Source organism: Amphibiibacter pelophylacis (assembly GCF_037688875.1).
In the GTDB taxonomy this organism is placed as follows: Bacteria; Pseudomonadota; Gammaproteobacteria; order Burkholderiales; family Burkholderiaceae_C; genus Amphibiibacter; species Amphibiibacter pelophylacis.
The window spans coordinates 60490-84625 of the sequence record NZ_JAWDIE010000005.1; the positions used below are offsets into that span (position 1 = coordinate 60490).

A 24136-nucleotide genomic window follows, 5' to 3' on the forward strand; every position below is an offset into this window, starting at 1 on the left:
GACATGAGCAAAAAACACCGCTGGCACGAAGACCTTCTGGCCCTGATCAATGGCACCGCGCTCGTCGCGCTGGGCGTGCTGATGTATCAGAGTGCCCACCTGCTCACGGGCGGCACCACGGGCATCGGCTTTCTGCTGCACTACCTGGGCGGCTGGAACATGGGCCTGCTGCTCACCCTGGTCAACCTGCCGTTTTACGTTCTGGCCTGGTACAAGCTGGGCCCGGCGATGACACTGCGCACCATCGCGGCGGTGGCGCTGCTGGGGGTGTGGATCAATGTCTTTCCGCGCTGGATCACGCTGGGGCCGGTCCAGCCGCTGTTTGCCGCGATCCTGGGCGGCCTGCTGATGGGCGTCGGGATGCTGATCCTGTTCCGCCACCGCACCTCGCTGGGCGGCATCAATGTGCTGGTGATCTATCTGCAGGAGCGCTACGGCTGGCGCGCGGGCCAGATCCAGATGGCCATCGACTGCTGCATCGTGCTGCTGGCGCTGGCCGAAGTGCCCTGGACGTCGGTGATGCTGTCGGTGGCGGGCGCGGTGATGCTGAATCTGACGCTGGCGCTCAACCATCGCCCGGGGCGCTATCTCGGGGTGTCCTGAACGCCCGCCGTACCCTGAACCCGGCCGGATTCTGAACTGGCCGCGCCCGCATCCAGCAGCCGCATCACGGCCAGCACCTCTTCCCGCAAAACCGGTGCAGGGCCTGCGCCGCGCAGGTGCGCCACCAGCCCGCGCCAGTAGGCGCCGTAATCGCCGCAGGGCAGGGCCTGCGTGCGGGTGCTGATCTGGCCGGACGCGTCCGCCAGCGCCAGGTTCAAAGTGCGCCCGCTGGCGCCCCAGGGGCGGCCTTCGACGGGCTGGCCCGGCGTGTGACCGGCCTTGAGTGCATCCTCCTGCCCGTCCAGACCCAGTGTGTGCGCGCTGCCGTGAGTACCGTGCAGCGCAAAGCGTGGGCGCGGCTGGGCGGTCAGCATTGAGGCCTGCAGCGTCACGCGCAGGCCGCTGGCGTAAAACAGGTGGGCGACGGCGTCGTCCACGCCCTGGCCGCCGGGGCGCAGCGTGTCCAGCCGCGCCCAAATCTGCTGCGGCGCACCAAAAAGGCGCAGCGCCTGATCGATCAGGTGCGGTCCGAGGTCCATCCACAGGCCGCCGCCGGGGGCCGGGCTTTCGCGCCAGCGCTCGCGCGGCTGCGGGCGGAAGCGGTCAAAAGACAGCGCGGCGTGGCGCACCTCGCCCAGCAGGCCGGAGTGCAGCAGGGCCTGAACGGCCAGAAAATCGTCGTCCCAGCGCCGGTTGTGGAACACCGACAGATGTCGCCCGCTGGCCGTGGCCGCATCGGCCAGCGTCTGCGCCTGTGCGGCGTCCAGCGCCATGGGCTTGTCGATGACCACGTGCTTGCCCGCCGCCAGTGCGGCCAGCGCCTGCGGGGCGTGCGCGCTGTTGGGCGAAGCCAGTACGACCAGATCGACGCCCGGATCGGCCAGCGCAGGCGCCAGGTCAGGGGCGATGTGCACGCCCTGCGGCCCGCCACGCGCTGCCAGCACGGCACGCACGGTGTCCGGCTGCGAGCTGATCACATGCGTCAGGCGCAGGCCGGATTCGGCCAGAATCAGCGGGGCGTGGAAGGTCTGCCCGGCATAGCCCATGCCGACCAGTGCGACATTCAGGGCTGCCGGAGCGCTCATGCGTTTGAGAGGGCTCAGGCGGCCTGATCGGCGAGCGCGAGGCGCAGCTTTTTGAAGGCGGCGGCCTCGATCTGGCGCACGCGCTCGGCGCTGATGCCCAGCTCGGCAGCCAGCTCGTGCAGCGTGGCGCCGCCCGTTTCGCCGCTGTCGTGCTCCTGCAGCCAGCGTGCCTGGACGATGCGCTGGCTGCGCTCGTCCAGGCGGGACAGCGCGGCAGGCAGCAGATCGCTGCCCAGATGCTCGCGCTGGCGCGCTTCCAGCTGGCGCGTGGGCTCGCTGCGCGCATCGCCCAGGAAGTGCAGCGGCGCGCGGGCCGCGGTTTCTTCGCTGTCGTCGGCGCTGGCTTCCAGCGCCACGTCGGCGCCGCCCATGCGCATCTGCATTTCGCGCACCTCGTCGGGCTTCACGCCCAGGTCGCGGGCCACAAAATCCACCTGTTCGGACGTCAACGTGCTGGACGGCGCTTCTGCGTCCGCCGCCAGATCGTGTTTCATGCTGCGCAGGTTGAAGAAAAGCTTGCGCTGTGCCTTGGTCGTCGCCAGCTTGACGATGCGCCAGTTGCGCAGGATGAAATCGTGAATCTCGGCCTTGATCCAGTGGATGGCATAGGTCACGAGGCGCACCTGGCGCTCGGGGTCGAAGCGCTTGACCGCCTTCATCAGGCCGACATTGCCTTCCTGGATCAGATCGCCCTGCGGCAGACCGTAGCCCAGGTACTGGCGCGAGATCGACACCACCAGGCGCAGGTGCGACAGCACCAGCTTTCCGGCGGCCTGGACGTTGCCCGTGGCGCGCAGATCCTGCCCCAGCGAGCGCTCTTCCTCGGGGCTGAGCAGCGGCATGTGCTGCACCGCCTGGATGTAGGCCTGCAGATTGCCCAGCGAGGGCAGGGCGGCCCAGGGGTCGCGCGCGACGGCGCGCTGCATTCCGGGGACCAGAGCGCGGGTGGCATTCAGGGCAGAAGACTCAAGCGTCAGGGCGTTCATTCGGTGCGGGTTAACCTTTATGGGCAAGGACTGGAATTCAAACGGGAAACATGTTAGCACTCTTTGCGCGAGAGTGCTAAGCGAGGTCTGTGCCTGCCGGAATCCGTGCGACATCGGACCGGAATGAGGGCGAAACACGGCCGAAATGGCGGCGGCAAAGCCTCTATTCGCAGGATGGTTTTCCATAGCGAAAGCGGATGATCTGAATAACTCTTCCAGACAGAAAGCCCCCATGACCGCTTCGCCGCCCATTTTTGACCTGCTGAGGCCCGTGCTTCAGCACGCCAGCAGTCTGCCCGCCATGCCCGAAGTGGCGGCAAGGCTGCTGGATTCGCTGGAGCGCGACAGCATCACGCTGGATGAGATCACTGCGCTGATCGCTCGCGACCCGGCGCTGGCGGTCAAAGTGCTGCGGCTGGCCAATTCGGCGCGCTACGGCGGCAGCCACGGCGCGCGGACCCTGCGCGATGCGGCATCCTCGCTGGGGCTGCGCACGCTGCGCGACCTGACCCTGGCGGCCTGCCTGGTGGGCGCTTTCCCGGTGCATCCGGGGCTGGACCGGGTGGCTTTCTGGCAGGGTGCGATCGCCACGTCGGTGTGCGCCAGGCATCTGGCGGCGCCGCTGGGGCAGGACGCCGATGTGGCCTGGCTGTGTGGCCTGCTGCTGCGCTCGGGGCAGCTGCTGATGTTGCAGTTCGACGCCCAGCGCACACTGCAGGCCCAGCGCCTCGCCGGACTGGCAGTGGATGCGGTGATGGGTTACGAACGCTCGCTGATCGGCTGCAGTCATCCCGAGGTGACTGCCGAGCTGGCACGCCACTGGCGCTTCCCGCCCGCGCTGGTGCAGGCACTGGCGGCAGCGGCCGACCCGCTGGAGCTCCGCCCCTTCAACCGCCTGGGCGCCACGCTGCGCCTGGCCAGCGTAGCCGCCGATGTGCGCCGCGTGGGGGTCGCGATGGCGCAGGCGCTGCCCGAGGTCCAGGGCGATCTGCTGCAGCATGTGCAGCTGTCGGCCGCTGACATCGACGGCTGGCTGCCGCCCTGGTCCGGGATCACTTCCGGGGTGGACGAACTGATCCACTGATTCAGACGCAGCGTCAGAACTGTGCGGTTTTCCCGGTGCTGCCGCGCAGCTTGGGCGCAGCGCTTTACGGCACAATGCATCATCGCTTTCAGCACCGCCGCCCATGCCCGCCAAAGGAAAAATCCTCGCCGTTGACGATGACCGACTGGTCCTGCTGACCGTGGTCCATGGTCTGACGCAGGCGGGTTTCGAGGTGCTCAAGGCCGACAATGGCGACGAGGCCATCCTGCTGGCGCGCGAGCATCGGCCCGATCTGGCGCTGCTGGACATCCGCATGCAGGGCAAGAACGGCTTCGATGTGGCGCAGTACCTGCGCGACGCACTGGATATTCCCTTTGTGTTTCTGTCGGCCTTCGCCGATCCGGCCACGCTGGCCGAGGTCGAACGCCTCGGGGCGCTGGCCTATCTGACCAAGCCGCTCGACATCGCCCGCATCACGCCGATTGTCGAGCGCGCCTGCCTGGAAGCGCAGTCGCGGCCTCCGCGCGCGCTGCCCCCGCTCCCCGAGGCCGATGTCGATACCGGGTCAGTGCGCATCGCCCCGGCGCCTGTTGCTCCCGCTGTCGCGCCGGCAGAACCCGTGGCCGATCCTGCCGACGACACCCTGCCCACGCCCGTGGCGCTGGCGGCCGGCATTGTCATGCACCGGCACAGCCTGGATGCGGCGGGGGCGCTGGCCTGGCTGCGCGCAGCGGCGCAGCGTCAGGGGCTCAGTCTGGCGCAGATGGCGCAGCAGGTGATTGCGGCAGTGCAGACGCTGTCGCGGCCAGGGTGAAGTAGAACCGCGCCCCTTCTCCGGGCGTGGATTCAGCCCAGATGTCGCCGCCGTGGCGCCGCACGATGCGCCGCACCGAGGCCAGCCCCACGCCGGTGCCCTGGAAATCGCTGGCGCTGTGCAGGCGCTGGAAAACGCCGAAAAGCCGGTCAGCAAATCGCATGTCAAAGCCCGCGCCGTTGTCGCTGATGCGGTAAATCGGGTCGCCGCCGCGCCGCTCGCTCACGTCAAAAACGATGTGGGTGTGCGCTTGGCGGGCCGAATACTTCCAGGCGTTGCCCAGCAGGTTCTCCAGCAGCACGCGCAGCAGCGTCGGGTCGCCGTGGCACATCAGATCGGGGGCGATGTCGATCTGCGCCTGGCGCTGCGGGCTGGCGCGCTGCAGATCGTCGATCACGTAACGCGCCAGCTGCGACAGGTTGACCGGCTGCTGCTGCAGCGGCTGCGAGGACAGCCGCGCCAGGGTCAGCACCGCATCGATCATGCCGTTCATGCGTGCCGAAGCGCCCAGAATGCGGTCAATGTGGTCCAGCCCGATGCGGTCCAGCGCGTGGCCGTAATCCTCTTTCAGGATGCGGGCAAAGCCCTCGACCACGCGGATGGGCGCGCGCAGGTCGTGCGAGACCGAAAACGTCAGCTGCTCCTGTTCGGCGAGCTGGGCGTGGACCTGGCTCAGGCGCTCCAGCGCGGCGGTGTCGGCGCTGCCTTCCGGATCGCGCTGCAGGCCGGTCTGCGCGGATTCGTGCAGGTCGCGCACCAGGCGGTTCAGGCGCTCGTCCATGTGCTGCTGCAGGGCCTCGTCCAGCGCGTGGGTCAGCAGCGGCGTCAGCGCCACCTGCAGCGGCGTGACCAGCTGCTGCGCCATCCCAAGGCTCAGCTGCTGCGGCATGTCCGCCGGCGCGCTGGGGCTGGCAGGAGCGACCGCTTCGGGCAAGGTGGCCGTGGCAGGCAGCCCCGCGCTGACAAACACCGGCCCACTGGACGGCGCTGGCGTGCTGGCGGGCTGGATGTTGGAGTTGGAAACGTGAATGGACAGCGGCGTGCTGTTGCTGCGCTGCATCCACCACAGGGCGAGCAGGCAGCCCATCAGGGCGCACAACAGCATCAGCGCGCCCAGCAGCAGCCATTCCCAGCCCGGTGAAGTCCCTATCATGGGCCGATTATGGCAGTCGCCCCTGGCGCTTCAAGACGGGCCGGAGATTTTGTGCCGCATGAGGCGACCTTTTTCACGCTGCCAGTCGCGCTCTTTGATGGTGTCGCGCTTGTCGTGCTCGGCCTTGCCCTTGGCCAGCGCGACGTCCACCTTCACACGCCCGCCCTTGTAGTGCAGGTTGAGCGGCACCAGCGTGTAGCCGCGCTGCTCGACCTTGCCCATCAGCTTCTTGATTTCCGCCTTGTGCATCAGCAGTTTGCGCGTGCGCTCGGCGGTCGGGCTGACGTGGGTGGAGGCCGTGCGCAGCGCGTTGATGCGGCAGCCGATGAGGTACAGCTCGCCATCACGGACCAGCACATAGCCGTCGGTGAGCTGGACCTGTCCGGCGCGGATGGCCTTGACCTCCCAGCCCTCCAGCACGATGCCTGCCTCGAACTGTTCCTCAAGGTGGTATTCGAAGCGGGCGCGGCGGTTTTCTGCAATGGGGGCCATGGGGCGTTTTTCCGGTTTTTCCTGAGCGCAGGGAGCGCGCTATTATCGTGACCTTTGCCGCAAACACCAAACGAGGCCCCGTCGGCCCTCCGCCATGAAACACGTCCAGAGATCGGTGCTGCTGCCTTACACGGCGCACGAGATGTACACGATAGTCACCGATGTTCCTGCCTACCCGCAGTTCCTGCCCTGGTGCCCCAGGGCCGAGATTCTGCAGACTTTTGACGATGGCGTGCTGGCCCGCGTGCACCTGGCGTTTGCCGGGGTGAAGAACCATTTCACCACACGCAACGTCCACGAGGTGGATCGCGCCGTGCGCATGACGCTGCACGATGGCCCATTTTCGGCGCTGGAAGGCGGCTGGCAGTTCGTGCCCATCGGTCAGACCGGCCCCGAAGGCGCAGCAGCGGGCACCCGCGCCACCTTCGAGCTGAACTACCGCTTCTCCAGCCTGCCGCTGCAGCTGGTGCTGTCGCCCGTGTTCGACCGCATCGTCAGCACCTTTGTCGATGGATTCACCCGCCGCGCGCAGGCGCTGTACGGCAAGCGCTGATGGCGCAGGATGCTGCTCGGGCTGATCCTGCGGTCCTGGCCGTTTACGTCACGCCGCAGGGCGAGGTGCGCAGCGCCCGCCTGTCTCTGTCCGCAGAAGATACGGCCTTGAGCCTGGCCACCCGGGCGCAGCAGCAGGGCGTTTTCCCGCCTGAAGTGGATCTGGCCGCCGCGCTGGGTGATTCGGCCGTGCACGGCCCCTGGCAGGTGGGCGTCTGGGGCCGGGCGGCGCGTGCCGACACGCGGCTGGTGGCGGGCGATCGGCTGGAATGCTGGCGCGCCCTGCAGGTCGATCCCAAAACCGCGCGCCACCTGCGCCACGCCAGCCAGCAGGCGGCGGGGACAGGGGTATCGAGGCGGCGGGGGCGGGCGCCGATCAAGGCGGATTCTCCAGATCGCGCCTGAATCAAGGGTTTGCCCGGGTTCACTGATTTTCTGTGTATGGCAAGATCAAGTCGATTGTTCAACAAAGCCTGATGCAGGTTTTGATTTCATCGATGAAAGTGATTGCCGCATGAATTTCTCCCGCGTCCAGCCCGCCCGGAAAAAATCCCTTCTGCCACTGGCGGTGCCTCTGCTGGCGCTGAGCGCTGCGGTGCTGACCGCCTGCGGCGGATCGTCAGTGGATACTCTGCAGGCTCCGGTGGCTCAGGCGCCGGTGTCGTGCACCGTCGATACTGCGGTGCCCAATTCGTACGAGGAAGGGCGGCTGGTCAACAAACTGCTGGAGACCGATGAGCAGAGCTTTTCGCAGCGCATTTTGCAGGCCAGCGGGTTTGACCGCTTCGGGCCGGAGTTTGCCCAGCAGCTGTGCAAGGACGGTATCTCGGGTGCGGCCAATTACGACGCCGCCATGGCCCTCATGAAAACCGCCGGGACGGCTCTGTGGACGGCGGCACTGGACCGCGTTCAGGGCCGCAAGGTGGAAGGCACGCTGCCACAGGGCGACGACCGCATGCTGTACTGGGCGCGGCTGACCATGACGCAGGCGCTGCGCCAGTGGAAACCCGATTTCGACATGACAACCGAGCAGCGCGATGCCCTGCAAAACGAGCTGGAACGTGCGTCGCGCGGGCAGTTCGCGATTGATTTCCCCGCAGGCCAGAACTACAGGCGCATCCTGGTCAGTGGTTTTGATCCGTTCACCCTGGGCACGCCCGGCGTGAATAACAATCCGAACATCCGCATTGGCAATCCGTCGGGGGCTATTGCTCTGGCGTTGAATGGCAAAACGCTGACACTGGACGATGGCAGCACGGCTGTGATCCAGACCTATCTTCTGCCGGTCAACTACCCGCCTTTCCTGCAGGGGCAGCAGGAAGACACGCTGGGGCCTTGGTTCCAGCCCGGGCCCAAGCGTTTGGATGCTTCGGTGAGCATCAGCCAAGGCCGTTTTGACTTTGATCTGGAGCACTTTAACGGACGCTACCAGCTGGCGACGATACCGGGCAATGATAATATTTTCCCGGATTGCCGCGCCGCAGGGGGTTACCCCTCCGAGCTGGATTGCGATATCTATCCGCCAGCCCGCTGGTATGGTCAGGAAACCCGGCCCTGGGTGAAAGAAACCCCGCCGCAGTTCACGGAATCGACGCTGCCTTTCCAGGCCCTGATCGATGCCAATACCGGCGAGGGCATCATCAACCCGGATAACAAGCGCACCACGGGCTTCAAGGTCAAGCTCAACGATGATTACAGCCTTCAGTCCTGCAGCAAAGGGTCTGCCGGTCCTTACGAGAGAAACTGTGCCTTGTCAGGCGGCGGCGGTAATTACCTGTCCAATGCCAGCGCCTACCGCAATACGCTGATGCGTGATGCCTTTGGCCTGAATATTCCGGCGGGACATATTCACACCCCGATCATGACGCGCTTCAGCAGTGACAGCGATGATCTGATCACCGATGCAACTTTCGAGAGCTATCGGGACTCTATCGTGAGTCAAGGCAGCAACATCATTTTTGCGCTGGCCAAAACCCTGTCCAAAACCGCCGCAGCGCCGTCCAGCGCCCCCTGATTTTCTGATTACAGAGGCCTTTCATGAATATTCTGTCGAAAACCCTCGTGGCCGGACTGGGCTGTGTGCTGTGTGGTCTGGTGATGGCCCAGCCCAGCGGCGGCTTTTCCCTGCTGCGCAACAAGAACACGGGCCACGAGGCCTGCGGCCAGGTGCCTTTCAGCCCGGACTGGCTGATCAAGGCGGGCCCCTTTAAAGACCAGGATTGCAAAATCCCGGAAGAACCGCAGGTCAAGCAGAGCAATCTGCCAGCCAGCCCGCTGGATCTGCCGGGCGCCGCTGGCCCGGCAACGCCTGCGGCGCAGGTCAAGCGCTGAGGGGTCTGGCTGAAGGTTTAGGCCTGCGGCCTCACACCACCGGCCGCACCGGCTCGATGCGTGTGGCCAGCCCGTCCAGCCCCTGCTGGGCCTGCAGGCGGGCGATCAGCTCGTCATGCGCCTGCACGCGCCAGGTGCCGTCGTCCTGCACCTGCACCACGTAAACGGCGCAGTTGGGCGTGGGCAGATGGATCTGGAAGGCGCGGAAGTAACGCAGGCGCACCGGATCCAGGCTGTGGAAACCCAGCTGCTGCCACAGCAGCTGGCTGAGCCACATGCCGTGCGTGAAGGCCACCGTGCCATCCGGCAGGCTGGCCAGCTGCTCGCCAAAAGCGCGCACGCGGGCGGCGAACTCGGCAAACGTCTCGACATCCGGGCCGTGACGTTCGAAGGCGTCGGCACGATCCCAGTAGAGGCGGGCCTCTTCCCACAGCTCGGGGTGGGTTTTGACGCGGGTCGGCGAGATGTAGCTGAACTCGTGCAGCAGCGGGTGCTCCTGCAGCGGCAGGCCTGCCCGATCGGCCAGCGGCTGCGCCGTCTGGTGCGTGCGCAGGTAGCGCGAGACCAGAATCTGGTGGGGCTGCACCCATTCCGGGCACAGCCAGTCGGCGATCTGGCGCGCCTGCGCCTGGCCTTCGGGCGTCAGGGGGATGACCGCGTCGTCAGTCAGAGGCCCTTCGCCGATGTTGGCGGTGCTCTGCCCGTGGCGGACAAGATAGATGGTTTTCATGGTTGGGCGGAGCGGCCGTCGCGCTGCAGGCCTTCGCGCGCCAGCAGGGCGTCGTAGGCCTGCCAGTGCGTGCCTTGGCGCGTGGCCAGGTCGTAGAGATAGGGCCAGGTGTAGATGCCGCTGTCGTGCCCGTCGGTGAAAAGCGGCTTGATGCCGTAATTGCCCACCGGCTGGATGGCGCTGATGCCCACGTCGGCCTTGCCCGTCTGAACGGTTTCCTGACCCGGACCATGGCCCTGGACCTCGGCGGAGGGCGAGCGCACGCGCAGCAGCTCGAACGGAATGCGGTAGGGCGCTTCGGGCGGCTGGTCGCCTTGCTGGAACTGCACTTCAAGCTCGCGCGAGCGCTGGTGCACCGTCAGCGCCAGCACCGCCAAAGTGGGCGCGCTCATGCGCCCTGCTGGCCCAGATAGTAGTGGCGGATGGGTTTGAGATCGTCGTCCAGCTCGTAAACCAGCGGCTGTCCGTTGGGGATGTTCAGCCCGACGATGTCGGCGTCGCTGATGTTGTCCAGATACTTGACCAGGCCGCGGATGCTGTTGCCATGCGCCGCGATCACCACGCGCTTGCCCAGGCGGATGGCCGGGGCGATGCTGTCGTTCCACAGTGGCAGGACACGCTCAACGGTGTCTTTCAGGCACTCGGTCAGTGGAATGTCCTCGGGTTTGAGCCTGGCGTAGCGCACGTCCTGGCGCTGGCCGCGCGGATCGTTGGCGTCGAGCGCGGGCGGCGGCGTGTCGTAGCTGCGGCGCCAGACCAGCACCTGCTCGTCACCGAACTCTTTGGCCATGTCGGCCTTGTTCAGGCCCTGCAGCGCGCCGTAATGGCGCTCGTTCAGGCGCCAGCTGTGCACCACGGGCAGCCAGGTGCGCTCCATGCGGTCCAGGCAGTGCCACAGCGTCCAGATGGCGCGGCGCAGCACCGAGGTGTAGGCCACATCGAACTCGAAACCCGCTTCGCGCAGCAGGCGCCCGGCTTCCTGCGCTTGGGCCACGCCGGTGGGGGTCAGCTCGACGTCGGTCCAGCCAGTGAAGCGGTTTTCGAGGTTCCAGGTCGATTCGCCGTGGCGGATAAGGACAAGTTGGTGCATGGTGTGTGGCGGGCGTCCCGCGTGGATGGGTGGATCGATAGGTGGATCGTTCGACTGCAGCCGATTTTATAATGCCGGATTGTCCGCCCGCGAGGCGCGGGCTGTCTTCCTACTTTTTCTGGACACTCATGGACTTCATCCTGCAAAACTGGTACTGGATCGTGGCTGCGGCCGTCTCGGGCAGCATGCTGCTGTGGCCCACCCTCAGCGGCGCAGCGCGCGGGGTTTCCGCGTCCGAAGCGGTCCTGCTGATCAACCGCCAGAAGGCCGTGGTGCTGGACGTGCGCTCCGAGGAAGATTATCTGGCCGGGCACATCGTCGGTTCGCGCCGCCTCGACCCGTCTGCCGACCTGGAAGCCAGCGGCCTGCTGCCCAAGGACAAGGATCGCCCCGTGCTGCTGGTCTGCCAGACGGGAACGCGCTCGCGGCCCGTTGTGGGACGCATCAGCAAGCTGGGCTACACGCAGGTCAGCACGCTGTCGGGCGGGCTGAAGGCCTGGACCGAAGCCTCGATGCCGCTGGAGCAGGGCGCACCGGCCCCGGCGATCAAGGGCAATCGGCCCGGCAAAGCGGCGCGCTGAACCCCGGCCGGGCGCCTGATAGAGCACAAAGTCTTCCTCCTTGGGTCAAATGGGGCTTTTGCATCGACTTTAAGATGTCAATAACGTCAATGGGAGATACCCGACCCGCGACGCTCTGTCCAACCACCTGAGTCACCCCGCCATGAATGCCGTTCGCATGTACACCACCCTGGTCTGCCCCTATTGCATGCGGGCCAAGGCCCTGCTGAAAGATGTGGGCGTGAGCGACATCCAGGAAATCCGCGTCGATCTGGACCCCGCCCAGCGCGATGCCATGATCGCCAGCACCGGCCGTCGCACCGTGCCGCAGATTTTTATCGGCGAAGTTCATGTGGGCGGCTTTGACGACCTGCGCGCGCTGCGCGAACGTGGTGGTCTGGACGCCCTGCTGGGCCAATGAAAGAGCGCTGATCGGGCGCTGTCATAATGAATGGGATTTTTCCACTGGAGCCCATGACATGTCCGAGCAAGACAACGCCCCCACGTTCAACATCCAGCGCATGTACCTGAAGGATGCGTCGCTGGAGCAGCCCAATTCCCCGCAGATCCTGCTGGAGCAGCAGGCCCCCGAGGTCGATATCGCCTTGGCCGTTGCCGCTGCTGCGCTGGCCGAAGGCATCGTGGAAGTGACCGTCACCGGCACCGTCACCGCCAAGATCGGCGACAAGACGCTCTTCCTGTGCGAAGCCCGCCAGGCCGGGATTTTTGAAGTGCGCAACATCCCCGACGAGCAGATGAATGGCATCGTCAGCGTGGTCTGCCCGCAGATGATTTTCCCCTACCTGCGCGCCAACATCTCCGACCTGACCGTGCGCGCCGGCTTCCCGCCCGTGCTGCTGAACGAAGTCAACTTCCAGGCCATGTACGAAAGCCAGGCCCAGGCCCAGGGGGAAGCCCCGGCTGAAAACGCCTGATCCGGTTTGATTTTTCCTGATCCCGCCAGAGATGGCCTGATTCCATGACTGCGGCTGGTGCTCCGGCGGTTTCATCTGGCGCTCTGCCGCTGGTGGTTCTGGGCGCTGGCGCCTGGGGCACCGCCATGGCCATGGCGCTGGCCCGCGCCGGGCGCAGCGTCACGCTGTGTCCGCGCAGCCAGGCCCATTGCGACGAACTGACCGCGCAGCGCGCCAACCCGCGCTATCTGCCGGGGCTGGCGTTTCCGCCCAGCCTGGCCCTGCACGCCCTGCCGGACGCGCCCGGTGCCTCCAAAACCCACGAAGCGGACGAGACGCAGGAGGCTGCCGTCTGGCGGCCACTGCCTGAGCACGCCTGCTGGATTCTGGCCGCGCCCATGGCCGGTCTGCGCGCGCAGCTCGCGGCCCTGCAGCGCCAGCGCCCCGGGGCGCGGGGTCTGTGGCTGTGCAAGGGCTTCGAGGCGGGCAGCGGCCTGCTGGGCCACGAGGTGGCGCAGCAGGTGCTGGGCGATGGGCCGGGTGGCGCGACGCGCTTTGGCGTGCTCACCGGCCCCAGTTTTGCCCGCGAAGTGGCCCAGGGCCTGCCCGCCGCGCTGGTCTGTGCGGGCGAGGACGCCGCCTGGATGCAGACGGCCGCCCAGCTCATCCACCACGACAGCCTGCGCGTCTACGCCGGGGACGACATCGTCGGCGCTGAAGTGGGCGGCGCGGTCAAGAACGTCATGGCCATTGCCGCCGGTCTGTGCGACGGCCTGCACCTGGGCCACAACGCCCGCGCGGCGCTGATCACGCGGGGCCTGGCCGAAATCACCCGCCTGGGCGTGGCGCTGGGCGCTCAGCCCGCCACTTTCATGGGCCTGTCGGGCCTGGGCGATCTGACGCTGACGGCGTCGGGTGATCTGTCGCGCAACCGCCGTGTCGGGCTGGAGCTGGCCAGCGGACGCGCTCTGGACGACATCGTGCGCACGCTGGGCCACGTCGCCGAGGGGGTGTACTGCGCCCGCGCCGTGGCGCAGCGCGCCCGGCAGCTGGGCGTGGACATGCCCATCACCGGCGCGGTGGTCGAGGTGCTGGAGGGGCGCCTGTCGCCGCAGGATGCGGTGCGCCAGCTCATGCAGCGCGGCCCGCGCAGCGAGCACTGAGCGGGGATGTTTACTGCGGCAGATCCAGCGTCAGCGCCATCCCGGCCTGATCGCTGAGCGCCTGCGCCAGCACCTCGGTGAACAGCGCGCCGGTTTTGGTGTCGCGCCACTGGCCTTGCGGGTGGGCCGCGTCGGCCATGCAGGCGAAGTGGTAACCGCCCGCGCGGCAGGCCAGCCAGAGCTCCTGCAGCGGCGGCTGGGTGTTGAGGATGATCGCGCTGCCGCCGGGCAGTTTCAGCTCCAGCAGGCCGCCGTTGCGCTGGCTGTCGATGTCGACCACATCCTCTTCCAGCCAGCGGTCCAGATGCTTTTCGACGGCCGCCAGAATGGCGTGCGTGCGCTGGTGATAGTCCAGATCGTTCAGGGTCAGGCGCTGCGCCGGGCTGTCACTGTGGGCCATGGTTACAATTTCCGTTTTTGGGCTGCCGAGATCCGCCCCATGATCCTGTCTTCATTACCAGTGCGCAGTGTAGCGGGGGCCCGTCCGGCCCGGTCCCGCGGGTTTTTGAGCCGCTTTGTGCTGCGCCTGTGCGCCGTTCTGGCGCTGTCGGGTGCGACGCTGCTGGTCGCAGGCTGCGGGCAGAAGGGGCCGCTGTTCCGCCCGCAGGCCTTGATTGTTTCTCACCTTCCTGAAAGTCGCGCATGAGCGAGATGTCTTCCCCCAACGCCGCCCTGCCGGGCGCTCCGCATCTGGCCCGCGACGCCCAGGGGCGCCTGATGCTGGAGGGCTGCGATCTGGACGCGCTGGCGCGCCAGCACGGCACGCCGCTTTACGTTTATTCCAGCGCCAGCATCGCGGGTGCGCTGGCCGCTTACCAGCGCGGCCTGGCCGGTCAGCCCCATCTGCTGTGCTATGCCGTCAAGGCCAACAGCAATCTGGGCGTGCTGCGTCTGCTGGCTGGGCTGGGCGCGGGGTTTGACATTGTTTCGCGCGGCGAGCTGGAGCGCGTGCTGACCGTGACCGGTGGCGACGCCAGCCGCGTGGTGTTTTCCGGCGTGGGCAAGACGGCGCAGGATATGCAGCGCGCGCTGGAGGTGGGCGTGGCCTGCTTCAACGTCGAGAGCGAGGCTGAACTTGAACTTCTCGCCCAGGTCGCTGCAGGATGCGGGCATGTGGCGCCGGTCAGCCTGCGCATCAACCCGCACGTCGATCCCAAAACCCACCCCTACATTTCGACCGGGTTGAAAAGCAACAAATTCGGCATCGCGCACGACCGCGCCCTGGCCGTGTACCAGCGCGCCAGCCAGCTGCCCGGCCTGCGCGTGGTGGGCATCGACTGCCATATTGGCTCGCAGATCACCCAGAGCGACCCTTTCCTGGAAGCGCTGGACCGCCTGCTGGACCTGGTGGATGCGCTGGCTCAGGCGGGCATCGCCATCCACCACGTCGATATTGGCGGGGGCCTGGGCATCCAGTACGCGGACGAGACACCGCCTGCGGCCGATGCGCTGCTGCGCCAGGTCATCGAGCGCCTGCACGCGCGCGGCCACGGCAGCAAGTCGCTGTGGCTGGAGCCTGGCCGCTCGCTGGTCGGCAACGCGGGCGTGCTGCTGACGCAGGTGCAGTACGTCAAACCGGGCGAGACCAAAAACTTCTGCATCGTCGATGCCGCCATGAACGACTTGCTGCGCCCGGCGCTCTACGAGGCCTGGATGCAGATCACCGAATGCGTGGCGCCACCGGCCAGTGCGCCGCGCCAGCGCATGGATGTGGTCGGGCCGGTGTGCGAAAGCGGCGACTGGCTGGGCCGCGAGCGCGATCTCGCCGTCCAGGCCGGGGACACGCTGGCGGTGCTGTCGGCGGGCGCTTACGGCATGGTCATGGCCAGCAACTACAACACCCGTGCGCGTGCCGCCGAGGTGCTGGTGAAGGGCGACGGCCACCGTGTGGTGCGCCGCCGCGAGCAGCTCGCCGACCTGTGGGCGCACGAGCTGCCGCTGGAGTGAAGACGGTGATGGCGCACAGGCCAGTTCCCGCTGACCCGGCAGCTGTCCTCACGCCCGCCATGCAGCGCGTGCTGCAGGCCATGGCCCGCGCCCAGACGCAGCCGCTGCACCAGCTGGGCGTGGATGCCGCCCGCGCCTTTTACAACCGGGGCGCGGAGGTGCTGGATCTGCCGCGCGACCCGCGCGTGAGCGCAACCGACCTCACCGTGGCGCAGCGCCCGGCACGGCTGTACCGCCCGCCACAGGACACGGCACTGGCGGATGGCGCGGGCGCCGCGCCGGTATTGCTCTACCTGCACGGCGGCGGTTTTGTGCTGGGCGGGCTCGAAACCCACGACAGCCTGTGCCGCCAGCTGGCACTGCGCTCGGGCTGGGCGGTGCTGGCGCTGGATTACCGCCTGGCGCCCGAGCACCGCTTCCCGGCCGCCGTCGATGATGCCCGCGCGGCATTGGCGGCGCTGGTGGCGGGCGAGGTCGACCCTGGTCTGTCGCGCACCCGTCTGGCCGTGGGCGGCGACAGCGCGGGCGGCACGCTGGCGGCGGTGCTGGCGCTGATGGCCCGCGACGCGCGCTGGCCGCTGGCGCTGCAGCTGCTCATCACGCCGGGCACCACGGCGCACCAGGACACGGCTTCGCACCGGCGCTACGCCAGCGGTTTCCTGCTGGACGCCGACGCCATCACCTGGTTTTTCGACCAGTACCTGAGTCATGACGAGCAGACCGACTGGCGCTTTGCCCCCCTGCGCGCCGAGGACCACGAGGGCGTGGCGCCCGCCTGCCTGCTGCTGGCCGAATGCGATCCGCTCATCGACGAAGGTCTGGCCTATGGCGACACCCTGCGCGCCAGCGGCGTGGCCGTCGAGCTGGACCTTCAGGCGGGCGTGACCCACGATTTCATCAAGATGGGCCGCGCCCTGCCGCAGGCGCTTGTGGCGCTGGATGTGGCAGGTGCGGCCCTGCGCCGCGCTTTTGACGCGACCTGAGCGGGTTTTTGGGGCGCTGCCTCAGAAGCGGCTGGCGATGCGCATCACATCGCGCCCGTCGGCCTTGGCGGTGTAAAGCGCCTGATCGGCCCGGGTCAGCGTCTGTGCCAGGGTCTCGTCCTCCCGGTGCGTGGCCACGCCCGCCGAGAAAGTCACTTCCAGATCGGGATAACCGGTCAGCAGCGGGCGCTGCTTCAGGGCGACGCGCAGCACTTCCAGCGATTTGGACACCTGGTCGCGGTGCGACAGCGGGCTGAGCACCAGGAACTCTTCGCCACCCCAGCGCGACACCACATGCGGCGAGGGTAGCGCCTGCTGCATGTGCTGCGCCAGCGCGATCAGCACCGCGTCGCCCACGCTGTGGCCATGGCTGTCGTTGATGGTCTTGAAGTGATCGACATCGATCAGCGTGATGATCAGCGGCGGCGTGTGATGCTGCTGGGCGTAGCGCGCCAGCAGCTCCTGCATGTAGCCGCGGTTGTAGAGCTGCGTCAGCGCGTCGTGCTGCGCCAGGCGCAGGTTGTGCGCGGCGGCGGCGCGCAGTTCCAGCCGCTGGCGTTTGAGGCGCTCACGCAGGCTGGCGATCTGGCCGGTCAGCACGGCCATCATCGGTACTGCGGTGGCCATGATGGCGAAGTGCACGAACTCCTGATCGGGCGGATAGCGCAGCGGCTGGCCCAGCGCCATGGCCAGCATGGTGCAGCCCATGATCAGGATGCACACCAGGCTCAGCCCCCAGGCCTGACGGCCGCTGAGGTTGAAAATGCCAAACACCAGAATCAGCTGAAGCATGATCAGCACCGCACCCCGGCCGGGCCCGGCAATGGCGTACATCAGCGCAATCACCGAAAAGCCGAACAGGATCTGCGCCTGCGTCAGCGACGGATCGTGCCGCAGCCGCCGTGTGATGCCGCTGCGCTGCGCTATGAAAAAGCAGCCGCCACCCAGCAGTGACCACAGCCCGATGAGATCGGCGTGCAGGGGATTGAGACGATAGGAATCGGTGTGGACACCAAACTGCAGCAGCAGCGCACCCACGCAATAGCCCAGCAGCGCCAGCAGACTGCGGAAAGCGCGCACGCGCTGGCGGGGATCGCGCCCCAGTAGCCAGTCCGACCAGCGCGCTGCCGCCTGGACCGCGGCGGCAGGCGTTTCGGTCACCGGCAGTGGATCACTGGGAGGTAGGGCGGACATGGCAAAATCAGAGATCAGGCCTGACTCTAACCGAATCCGGGCCGGGTCAAACGGGCTAATCCGGCAGTAATCCCCTCCAGATCGCCCTGCGCTTCAGCGGGGGAGCATCTGCTCCTGCAGCTGCGTCAGCGGCGTGGCGTCTTCCAGCGTGGTCAGATCGCCGGTGGGCCGGCCTTCGAGCACCGCGCCGATGGCCCGGCGCAGCACCTTGCCGGAGCGCGTCTTGGGCAGCCCGCCCAGCACGTAGACGTTCTGGATGTGGGCGATGCTGCCCAGGCGCTCGCGCACATGCTGCTGCAGCCGCGACTGAAGCGCGGCGCGCTCCTCGGGCGAGCCCTGGAGCACATGCCCTTTGGGCACCACGGTGGCCACGGGCACCTGGCCCTTGAGCGCGTCGGTCAGGCCGACCACGGCGACTTCAGCGACGTCGGGGTGCGAGAGCAGGCATTCCTCGATTTCGCGCGTGCCCAGGCGGTGCCCGGCGACGTTGATGACGTCGTCGGTGCGGCCCAGGATGCGGTAGTAGCCGTCCGCGTCGCGGATGCCCCAGTCGAAGCTCGAGTACACCAGCCGGTCGCTGAACAGCGAGAAATAGGTGTCCACAAAGCGTTTGTCGTCGCGCCACAGCGTGCTCAGGCAGCCCGGCGGCAGCGGCGGCACCACGCCGACAATGGCTTTTTCGCCCGGACCGGCCTCGGTGCCGTCGTCGCGGAACAGGCGCACGTCAAAGCCGTAGACGGGCAGGCCGGGCGAACCCAGCTGCACCTTGGGCGGCTCAACCCCGGTCAGCAGCGAGAGCATGGGCCAGCCGGTTTCGGTCTGCCAGTAGTGGTCGATGACGGGAATGCCCAGCGCCTGCTGCAGCCAGTCGTGCGAGGTCTCGTCCATGGGTTCGCCCGCGCAGAAGACCTGGCGCAGCCGCGACAGATCGCAGGCCTTGATCGGATCGGTGCCCGTTTTACGCAGCACGCGGATGGCGGTGGGCGCGCTGAACATCGTGCTGATGCGTTCCTGCTCGCAGATGCGCCACCAGATGCCCGGATCAGGCTGCAGCGGCGTGCCCTCGTACATGACGGTGGTCATGCCGTTGATCAGCGGTCCGTAGATGATGTAACTGTGCCCGACCACCCAGCCGATGTCCGACGTGGTGAACATCCGCTCGCCGGGCTGGGTGTTGTAGACCAGGCGCATCGAGCTGGCCAGGGCCACGGCGTAGCCGCCGGTGTCGCGCTGCACGCCCTTGGGCTTGCCGGTCGTGCCGCTGGTGTAAAGGATGTAGCTGGGCTCGCCCGATTCCAGCCAGGTGACGGGAACCTGCGCCTGCAGGTGCTGCGCGCGCAACGCGGCGAAATCGTGGCGCGGCGAGGAGGCGGGCCAGCCGGTCAGACCGGTGTCGGCATCACTGGCCAGGCCGCGGTCCAGATCCAGCACCGCTTCGGGCACGTGGCGCGACAGCGACAGCGCCTGCGCCAGCAGCGGGCGGTAGGGGATGCTGCGCCCGCCGCGCATCCCGGCGTCGCAGCTGACGATGACGCGCGGTTCAGCGTCCTCGATGCGCGTGGCCAGCGCCTGCGCGGCAAAACCGCCAAACACCACCGAATGGATCGCCCCGATGCGCGCGCAGGCCAGCATGGCAAAAGCGGCTTCAGGCACCATGGGCATGTAGATCAGCACGCGGTCGCCGCGCTGAACGCCCATGCTCCGCAGCATGGCGGCGGTGGTCATCACCTCCTGCTGAAGCTGTGCGTAGCTGTAGCGGCGGGTCTCGTTCACTTCGGTGGAAATCCACACCAGCGCATCCTGATCGCCACGCGCCGCCACATGGCGGTCCACCGCGTTGTGGCACAGATTGGTCGTGCCGCCCTTGAACCAGTGCGCAAACGGCAGACGGCTGTCGTCGCAGACGGTCTGCGGCGGCGTCTCCCAGTCCACCAGCCGGGCCTGTTCGGCCCAGAAGGCGTCCCGGTCGTTGATGGAGCGGGCGTGACAGACGATGCTGTCGTGATTCACTGTGCTGGTCATGGCGGGCCCTGGCTGATCGGATGCAGGCCATAAGCGGCCCGGCGCCCAGTGTTGGCCGTGACGCTTGCAGGAGCCTTGCAGGTCAGGCGGCGCCCTCAGGCATCTGAGATGCTCTGCACTTGGGGAGTATCCTCACAAGCCCAGCTCATGCGCCAGATCGACCACCGACTGCGCGTAAAAGCTGGAGTTGTTGTAGCGCGTGATGGCGTAGAAATTGGGCGTGCCTGCGACATAGCTGGAGGGGCGGTCGGCGTTGGGCAGTTCGACCAGCGCCAGTTTGCCCGGCCAGGCCTGCGCGGCGGGCTCCAGTGTGGCGCCCAGGCGCTGCAGGTCGGCGGCGCTGAAGGTGGGCACGATGTCCGGCGCCAGCAGGGTCGCCAGGGCCTGCGGGTCGTCGGGCGGGGTCACGTCGAAGGTGGGCGGCTCGCCCGGGGTCCAGCCGCGGTTCTTGAAGTAATGCGCCACGCTGCCGATGGCGTCGGCGACGCTGCCGCGCAGGTCGATGTGGCCGTCGCCGTCAAAATCGACCGCGTCGCGCAGGATGCTGCTGGGCATGAACTGGCCCAGGCCAATCGCGCCCGCGTAAGAGCCCAGCACGCTGTCGGGCGGGGTGTTCTCGCGCAGTGTCCAGACGAAGAAGGCGACCAGCTCGTTGCGGAAGAAGGGGCGGCGGTCGCTGCGGCCATCCGGGAAATCAAAGGCCAGCGTGGTCAGCGCATCCAGCACGCGGAAATTGCCGGTGATGCGGCCGTACAGCGTCTCCACCCCGATGATGCTGGCGACGATGGCTGGCTCGACCCCGTACTGCTGCTGTGCCCGGCGCAGCCACTGCGCGTTCTCGGCCATGAAGCGCTGACCGCTGCGGATGCGCACCGGATCGACGATGCGCCGCTGGTAAGCCTGCCAGTCGCGCTGGCGGCTGCCTTTGGGCGCCGGAATCATCAGCCGCGCGGCGGTGGCCGAGTAATTGGCCTCGTCCAGCGCGGCCAGGATCGCGTCGCGCTGCGGCGCCAGGCCCGGGTTGCTGGCGATGGCGTCCTGCAGCCAGTCCAGAACGTCCTGACGGCTGCCGTAGTGGCCGGTGGGCTGGCTGCCGCGCTCGGGCAGGGCACGGTCGGGCAAGGGGTTGGCCTGGCTGCTGGCGCTGAGGTGCGCGCCAGAGGGTGCACGGCTCTGTGCCGGGGTCTCTCTGGTCGGGGCGGGCCGGATGCTGACGGCGGGCGCTGGGGCCTCGCCCAGAATACTGCCCAGTGGCCGTGGGCTGCTGCCTGCAGGAGCAAGCCCCGCCGCGGCCTGCACCACTGTCTGTTCCGGGTTCTGCGCCTGCGCGCAACCCTGCAGCATCATCAGGCTGAGCGACAGGGCGGCAACCGCCGCCCAGGCCGGTCGGGCGCTGTTCGGGGGGCGCAGGCGCCCGGTCGATGTCGAAGGCAGAGGGGAGTCGGGCGCAGTGGATCGCATGGTTCGGGGCAGGTCGGAACAGGCTCTCATCATAGTCACCCCCTGCAACTGGCCCCGTGCCAGTGTGCCATTTGGACGTCAACCGGCCTCAAGACTGGTTAAGATTGCCGCTATTGACCTGAAATGACACCGAGCTGCCTGCAACATGCTGATCTGGATCATCGTCCTTCCCCTGCTGGCTGGCACCGTGATGCCGCTGTGGCTGGGTGCGCGCTCGCGTCTGGCGGCGGCGGTGTCGGCAGGCGGCATCGCCGCGCTGGTGCTGGCGCTGCTGCTGAGTGCAGCGCCCCAGGTTCTGGCGGGCGGGCAGGTGCTGTACAGCCTGCCCTGGGTGCCGGATCTGGGCCTGTCGCTGTCGCTGCGCCTGGACGCGCTGTCGCTGCTGTTTGCGCTGCTGATCAGCGGCATTGGCGTGCTGATCGTCATTTACGCGCACGGCTACCTGGGGCGCGACGACCCGGCCGGCAAATTCTTCAGCACGATGATGCTGTTCATGGCCGCCATGCTGGGCGTGGTGCTGTCGGACAACGTGCTGCTGCTGGCGGTGTTCTGGGAGCTGACCAGCATCTCGTCCTTCCTGCTCGTGGGCTACTGGAGCCACCGGCCCGACGCCCGCGCAGGCGCCCGCCAGGCGCTGGCCGTGACGGGAGGCGGTGGCCTGGCGCTGCTGGGCGGCATGGTGCTTCTGGGCCAGATCGCGGGCACTTACGACATCAGCGCCATGCTGGGCCGCGCGGCCGAGATCCAGGCCCAGCCCGGCTTTGGCTGGGCGCTGGCGCTGATCCTGCTGGGCTGTTTCACCAAGAGCGCGCAGTTTCCCTTCCACTTCTGGCTGCCCGACGCCATGGCGGCGCCGACGCCGGTGTCGGCTTATCTGCACTCGGCGACCATGGTCAAGGCCGGGATTTTCCTGCTGATGCGGCTCAACCCCGTGCTGGCGGGCAGCGGCTGGTTTGAGGGCGCCTGCCTGCTGGCCGGGCTGGTGACCTGCCTGTTTGCGGCCTGGGTGGCGCTGTTCAAGCACGATCTCAAGGGGCTGCTGGCTTATTCCACGGTCAGCCACCTGGGCCTGGTGGTGGCGCTGATCGGGCTGGGATCGCCGCTGGCGCTGGCGGCGGCGGTGTTCCATGTGATCAACCACGCCAGCTTCAAGGCGGCGCTGTTCATGACGGCGGGCATCGTCGATCACGAAACCGGCACGCGCGATCTGCGCCGTCTGGGGGGCTTGGCCGCGCTCATGCCCTGGACCGCGACGCTGGCGCTGATCGCCGGGGCGGCCATGGCCGGGGTGCCTCTGACCAATGGATTCCTGTCCAAAGAGATGTTTTTCACCGAGGTAGTGGCCGTGCCGCAGGGCCTGCTGTCGCTGATCCTGCCGCTGGTCGTCACGCTGGCGGGCGCGGGCAGCGTGGCCTATTCGCTGCGCCTGGTGCACGACACCTTCTGGAACGGCCCGGCGCGCGATCTGCCCGTGGCGCATCCGCACGATCCGCCTTGGGCGATGCGCGGCCCCGTGCTGCTGCTGGCGGTGATCTGTCTGGCGGTGGGCCTGCTGCCTGCGCTGCTGGCGGGGCCCATGGTTTACGCGGCGGCACTGTCCGTGCTGGGCGGCCCGGCCGTGGGTGCGGCGGCGCGGCTGCCCGAGCTGCACCTCAGCCTGTGGCACGGCCTCAACCTGCCGCTGGCCATGAGCGCGCTGGCGCTGGGCGGCGGCGTGTGGGTGTACGCGCGGCTGATGCGCGGGCGGGTGCTGCACCGGCTGGAATCCGAGGCGCTGTTCGGCCGTTGGACGGGCCGTGCGATGTTCGAGCGCAGCATGGCCACCCTGTGGTCGGGCGCGGGCCAGTTCAGCCTGGCGCTGGACCCGGGTTCGCTGCAGCGCCATCTGGCCTGGATTCTGGGCGCGACGGCGCTGGTGCTGGTCGGGGCGCTGTGGGACATCACCGGCCAGGTGCCGTGGACCGGCGGACGCCCGCTGCTGCCCGCGCCGCTGATGGCCTGGGCCGTGTGGCTGCTGGCGCTGGGCGCCAGCTGGGCGCTGGTCCACCAGCACCGCGACCGTCTGGCCGCCGTGGTCTGGGTGGGCGTGGTCGGTCTGGCGACCTCGCTGGCGTTTCTGGCGCTGTCGGCGCCCGATCTGGCGCTGACGCAGATTTCGGTGGAGGTGGCTTCGACGGTCCTGATGCTGATGGCGCTGGCCTTCCTGCCGCAGCACGCGCCGCTGGAATCCTCGCCCGCCAGACGCTGGCGCGATGGCCTGATCGCCGTGCTGTGCGGCCTGGGCGTGGGCCTGCTGGCCTGGTTCATCATGACGCGCGATCACGAATCGATCTCGTGGTATTTTCTGCAGGCGGCGCAGCCGCTGGGCGGGGGCACCAACGTCGTCAACGTGATCCTGGTCGACTTCCGGGGCTACGACACGTTTGGCGAGATCAACGTGCTGGCCGTTGCCGCTCTGGGCGCCTGGGCGGTGCTGGAGGGCTTTTACAGCCGCCGCGCCGCGCAGGACACGAGCGGACGGCGCTGGAGCGCGGGCGGTACCTCGCCGCTGCTGCGCACGGCGGCGGCGGTGGTGCTGCCGCTGGCGCTGGCCTACACGCTGTACATCTTCCTGCGCGGCCACAACCTGCCGGGCGGTGGCTTTATCGCTGGCCTGATCACCAGCCTGGCGCTGCTGCTGCAGTACATGGTGCTGGGCCAGACGCAGGTCGATGCGCTGCTGCGCGCGGCGGGCGGCGAGCGCCTGGTGCGTCTGCTGGCCTGGGGCCTGGCGATTGCGGGGATGACGGGCCTGGGCGCGATGCTGCTGGGCCATCCCTTCCTGACCAGTGCGTTTGGCCACCCGATACTGCCGGTGCTGGGCGAGCTGCCGCTGGCCACGGCGGCGCTGTTTGATCTGGGCGTCTACCTGACGGTGGTGGGCGCGACGCTGCTGATGGTCAGCACGCTGGGCGCGGCCGGGCGGCCCAGCCAGCCAGCCCCTGCGGCGCGGAAGGGCGGAGCATGAATAG

Annotated in this window: 25 protein-coding genes and 1 pseudogene; 15 read left to right on the plus strand and 11 right to left on the minus strand. The window is 67.8% G+C overall.

Annotated features, from left to right (window positions below; all coding sequences use genetic code 11):
- Window positions 1–3 precede the first annotated feature (3 nt).
- Window positions 4–603 carry a YitT family protein gene (locus RV045_RS04325; protein ID WP_423234542.1) on the plus strand — a complete coding sequence of 200 codons (600 nt, stop codon included), beginning with the start codon at window positions 4–6 and terminating at the stop codon, window positions 601–603.
- Here RV045_RS04325 and RV045_RS04330 read toward each other — a convergent pair.
- Entirely contained in the window at window positions 585–1688 is a 1104-nt protein-coding gene (locus RV045_RS04330) for a Gfo/Idh/MocA family protein (RefSeq protein WP_423234543.1), read from the minus strand. The two genes, RV045_RS04325 and RV045_RS04330, sit on opposite strands and share 19 nt — an antisense overlap.
- Window positions 1689–1702: 14 nt before the next feature.
- Window positions 1703–2674, minus strand: a complete 972-nt coding sequence (gene rpoH, locus RV045_RS04335; RefSeq protein ID WP_423234544.1) for an RNA polymerase sigma factor RpoH — start codon at window positions 2672–2674, stop codon at window positions 1703–1705.
- A 232-nt stretch (window positions 2675–2906) separates the two neighbouring features.
- Between rpoH and RV045_RS04340 the strand changes: the two genes are divergently transcribed.
- Together RV045_RS04340 and RV045_RS04345 are read left to right on the plus strand one after the other, a co-directional pair.
- The gene (locus RV045_RS04340; protein ID WP_423234545.1) at window positions 2907–3758 is read left to right on the plus strand and encodes an HDOD domain-containing protein; all 852 of its coding nucleotides are present in this window, start codon (window positions 2907–2909) and stop codon (window positions 3756–3758) included.
- 103 nt (window positions 3759–3861) lie between these two features.
- Window positions 3862–4533, plus strand: coding sequence for a response regulator (locus RV045_RS04345; RefSeq protein ID WP_423234546.1), 672 nt, complete (start codon window positions 3862–3864; stop codon window positions 4531–4533).
- On the opposite strand, the gene RV045_RS04350 is transcribed toward RV045_RS04345, so the two are convergent.
- Both RV045_RS04350 and smpB read right to left on the minus strand, forming a co-directional pair.
- Window positions 4469–5686, minus strand: coding sequence for a sensor histidine kinase (locus RV045_RS04350; protein ID WP_423234547.1), 1218 nt, complete (start codon window positions 5684–5686; stop codon window positions 4469–4471). The genes RV045_RS04345 and RV045_RS04350 overlap by 65 nt on opposite strands.
- Before the next feature lie 30 nt (window positions 5687–5716).
- Window positions 5717–6190 (minus strand): annotated as a pseudogene (smpB, locus tag RV045_RS04355) (SsrA-binding protein SmpB); the annotation flags it as partial.
- A gap of 82 nt (window positions 6191–6272) precedes the next feature.
- On the opposite strand from smpB, the gene RV045_RS04360 reads away from it, so the two are divergent.
- The 4 genes from RV045_RS04360 to RV045_RS04375 all read left to right on the plus strand — a co-directional run bounded on the left by RV045_RS04360 (window position 6273) and on the right by RV045_RS04375 (window position 9061).
- Window positions 6273–6731, plus strand: coding sequence for a type II toxin-antitoxin system RatA family toxin (locus RV045_RS04360; protein WP_423234548.1), 459 nt, complete (start codon window positions 6273–6275; stop codon window positions 6729–6731).
- Complete coding sequence (locus tag RV045_RS04365; RefSeq protein ID WP_423234549.1) at window positions 6731–7135, plus strand: RnfH family protein; 405 nt, start codon at window positions 6731–6733, stop codon at window positions 7133–7135. Before RV045_RS04360 ends, RV045_RS04365 begins: the two co-directional genes overlap by 1 nt.
- Window positions 7136–7244: 109 nt before the next feature.
- Entirely contained in the window at window positions 7245–8744 is a 1500-nt protein-coding gene (locus RV045_RS04370; RefSeq protein ID WP_423234550.1) for a hypothetical protein, read from the plus strand.
- Between the two features lie 23 nt (window positions 8745–8767).
- Window positions 8768–9061 carry a hypothetical protein gene (locus tag RV045_RS04375; protein WP_423234551.1) on the plus strand — a complete coding sequence of 98 codons (294 nt, stop codon included), beginning with the start codon at window positions 8768–8770 and terminating at the stop codon, window positions 9059–9061.
- Between the two features lie 31 nt (window positions 9062–9092).
- Here the strand turns inward: RV045_RS04375 and RV045_RS04380 are convergent, their stop codons facing one another.
- Genes RV045_RS04380 through gpmA form a run of 3 tightly spaced genes read right to left on the minus strand, consistent with a single transcriptional unit; the run spans window position 9093 to window position 10881 of the window.
- Window positions 9093–9791, minus strand: coding sequence for a histidine phosphatase family protein (locus RV045_RS04380; RefSeq protein ID WP_423234552.1), 699 nt, complete (start codon window positions 9789–9791; stop codon window positions 9093–9095).
- A complete protein-coding gene (locus RV045_RS04385) occupies window positions 9788–10183 on the minus strand; it encodes a gamma-butyrobetaine hydroxylase family protein (RefSeq protein WP_423234553.1) in 396 nt (131 codons plus the stop codon). Before RV045_RS04385 ends, RV045_RS04380 begins: the two co-directional genes overlap by 4 nt.
- Entirely contained in the window at window positions 10180–10881 is a 702-nt protein-coding gene (gene gpmA / locus RV045_RS04390; RefSeq protein WP_423234554.1) for a 2,3-diphosphoglycerate-dependent phosphoglycerate mutase, read from the minus strand. The genes RV045_RS04385 and gpmA overlap by 4 nt, the downstream gene beginning before the upstream one ends.
- A gap of 128 nt (window positions 10882–11009) precedes the next feature.
- Between gpmA and RV045_RS04395 the strand changes: the two genes are divergently transcribed.
- The 4 genes from RV045_RS04395 (at window position 11010) to RV045_RS04410 (ending at window position 13518) form a co-directional block, all read left to right on the plus strand.
- Window positions 11010–11462 (plus strand): rhodanese-like domain-containing protein, encoded by a 453-nt coding sequence (locus tag RV045_RS04395; protein ID WP_423234555.1) that lies wholly within the window; start codon window positions 11010–11012, stop codon window positions 11460–11462.
- Between the two features lie 142 nt (window positions 11463–11604).
- Window positions 11605–11862: a glutaredoxin 3 gene (grxC, locus tag RV045_RS04400; RefSeq protein WP_423234556.1), complete on the plus strand. Its 258-nt coding sequence runs from the start codon at window positions 11605–11607 to the stop codon at window positions 11860–11862.
- Window positions 11863–11920: 58 nt separating this feature from the next.
- Window positions 11921–12376 carry a protein-export chaperone SecB gene (secB, locus tag RV045_RS04405; protein ID WP_423234557.1) on the plus strand — a complete coding sequence of 152 codons (456 nt, stop codon included), beginning with the start codon at window positions 11921–11923 and terminating at the stop codon, window positions 12374–12376.
- Between the two features lie 83 nt (window positions 12377–12459).
- Entirely contained in the window at window positions 12460–13518 is a 1059-nt protein-coding gene (locus tag RV045_RS04410; RefSeq protein ID WP_423234640.1) for an NAD(P)H-dependent glycerol-3-phosphate dehydrogenase, read from the plus strand.
- A 10-nt stretch (window positions 13519–13528) separates the two neighbouring features.
- On the opposite strand, the gene cyaY is transcribed toward RV045_RS04410, so the two are convergent.
- Complete coding sequence (gene cyaY / locus RV045_RS04415) at window positions 13529–13918, minus strand: iron donor protein CyaY (protein WP_423234558.1); 390 nt, start codon at window positions 13916–13918, stop codon at window positions 13529–13531.
- A gap of 39 nt (window positions 13919–13957) precedes the next feature.
- On the opposite strand from cyaY, the gene lptM reads away from it, so the two are divergent.
- From lptM to RV045_RS04430, 3 genes are read left to right on the plus strand one after another with little or no spacing between them, the layout of a single operon-like run.
- Window positions 13958–14164 carry an LPS translocon maturation chaperone LptM gene (gene lptM, locus RV045_RS04420; RefSeq protein WP_423234559.1) on the plus strand — a complete coding sequence of 69 codons (207 nt, stop codon included), beginning with the start codon at window positions 13958–13960 and terminating at the stop codon, window positions 14162–14164.
- A gap of 5 nt (window positions 14165–14169) precedes the next feature.
- Window positions 14170–15465 (plus strand): diaminopimelate decarboxylase, encoded by a 1296-nt coding sequence (gene lysA / locus RV045_RS04425; RefSeq protein WP_423234641.1) that lies wholly within the window; start codon window positions 14170–14172, stop codon window positions 15463–15465.
- An 8-nt stretch (window positions 15466–15473) separates the two neighbouring features.
- Window positions 15474–16448, plus strand: coding sequence for an alpha/beta hydrolase (locus RV045_RS04430; RefSeq protein WP_423234560.1), 975 nt, complete (start codon window positions 15474–15476; stop codon window positions 16446–16448).
- Between the two features lie 21 nt (window positions 16449–16469).
- Here the strand turns inward: RV045_RS04430 and RV045_RS04435 are convergent, their stop codons facing one another.
- From RV045_RS04435 to mltB, 3 genes are all read right to left on the minus strand, one after another.
- Window positions 16470–17642 carry a GGDEF domain-containing protein gene (locus RV045_RS04435; RefSeq protein ID WP_423234561.1) on the minus strand — a complete coding sequence of 391 codons (1173 nt, stop codon included), beginning with the start codon at window positions 17640–17642 and terminating at the stop codon, window positions 16470–16472.
- 93 nt (window positions 17643–17735) lie between these two features.
- Window positions 17736–19664, minus strand: coding sequence for a propionate--CoA ligase (locus RV045_RS04440; protein ID WP_423234562.1), 1929 nt, complete (start codon window positions 19662–19664; stop codon window positions 17736–17738).
- A gap of 132 nt (window positions 19665–19796) precedes the next feature.
- Complete coding sequence (gene mltB, locus RV045_RS04445) at window positions 19797–21125, minus strand: lytic murein transglycosylase B (RefSeq protein ID WP_423234563.1); 1329 nt, start codon at window positions 21123–21125, stop codon at window positions 19797–19799.
- A 145-nt stretch (window positions 21126–21270) separates the two neighbouring features.
- Between mltB and RV045_RS04450 the strand changes: the two genes are divergently transcribed.
- The gene (locus RV045_RS04450; RefSeq protein WP_423234564.1) at window positions 21271–24132 is read left to right on the plus strand and encodes a monovalent cation/H+ antiporter subunit A; all 2862 of its coding nucleotides are present in this window, start codon (window positions 21271–21273) and stop codon (window positions 24130–24132) included.
- Window positions 24133–24136 lie beyond the last annotated feature (4 nt).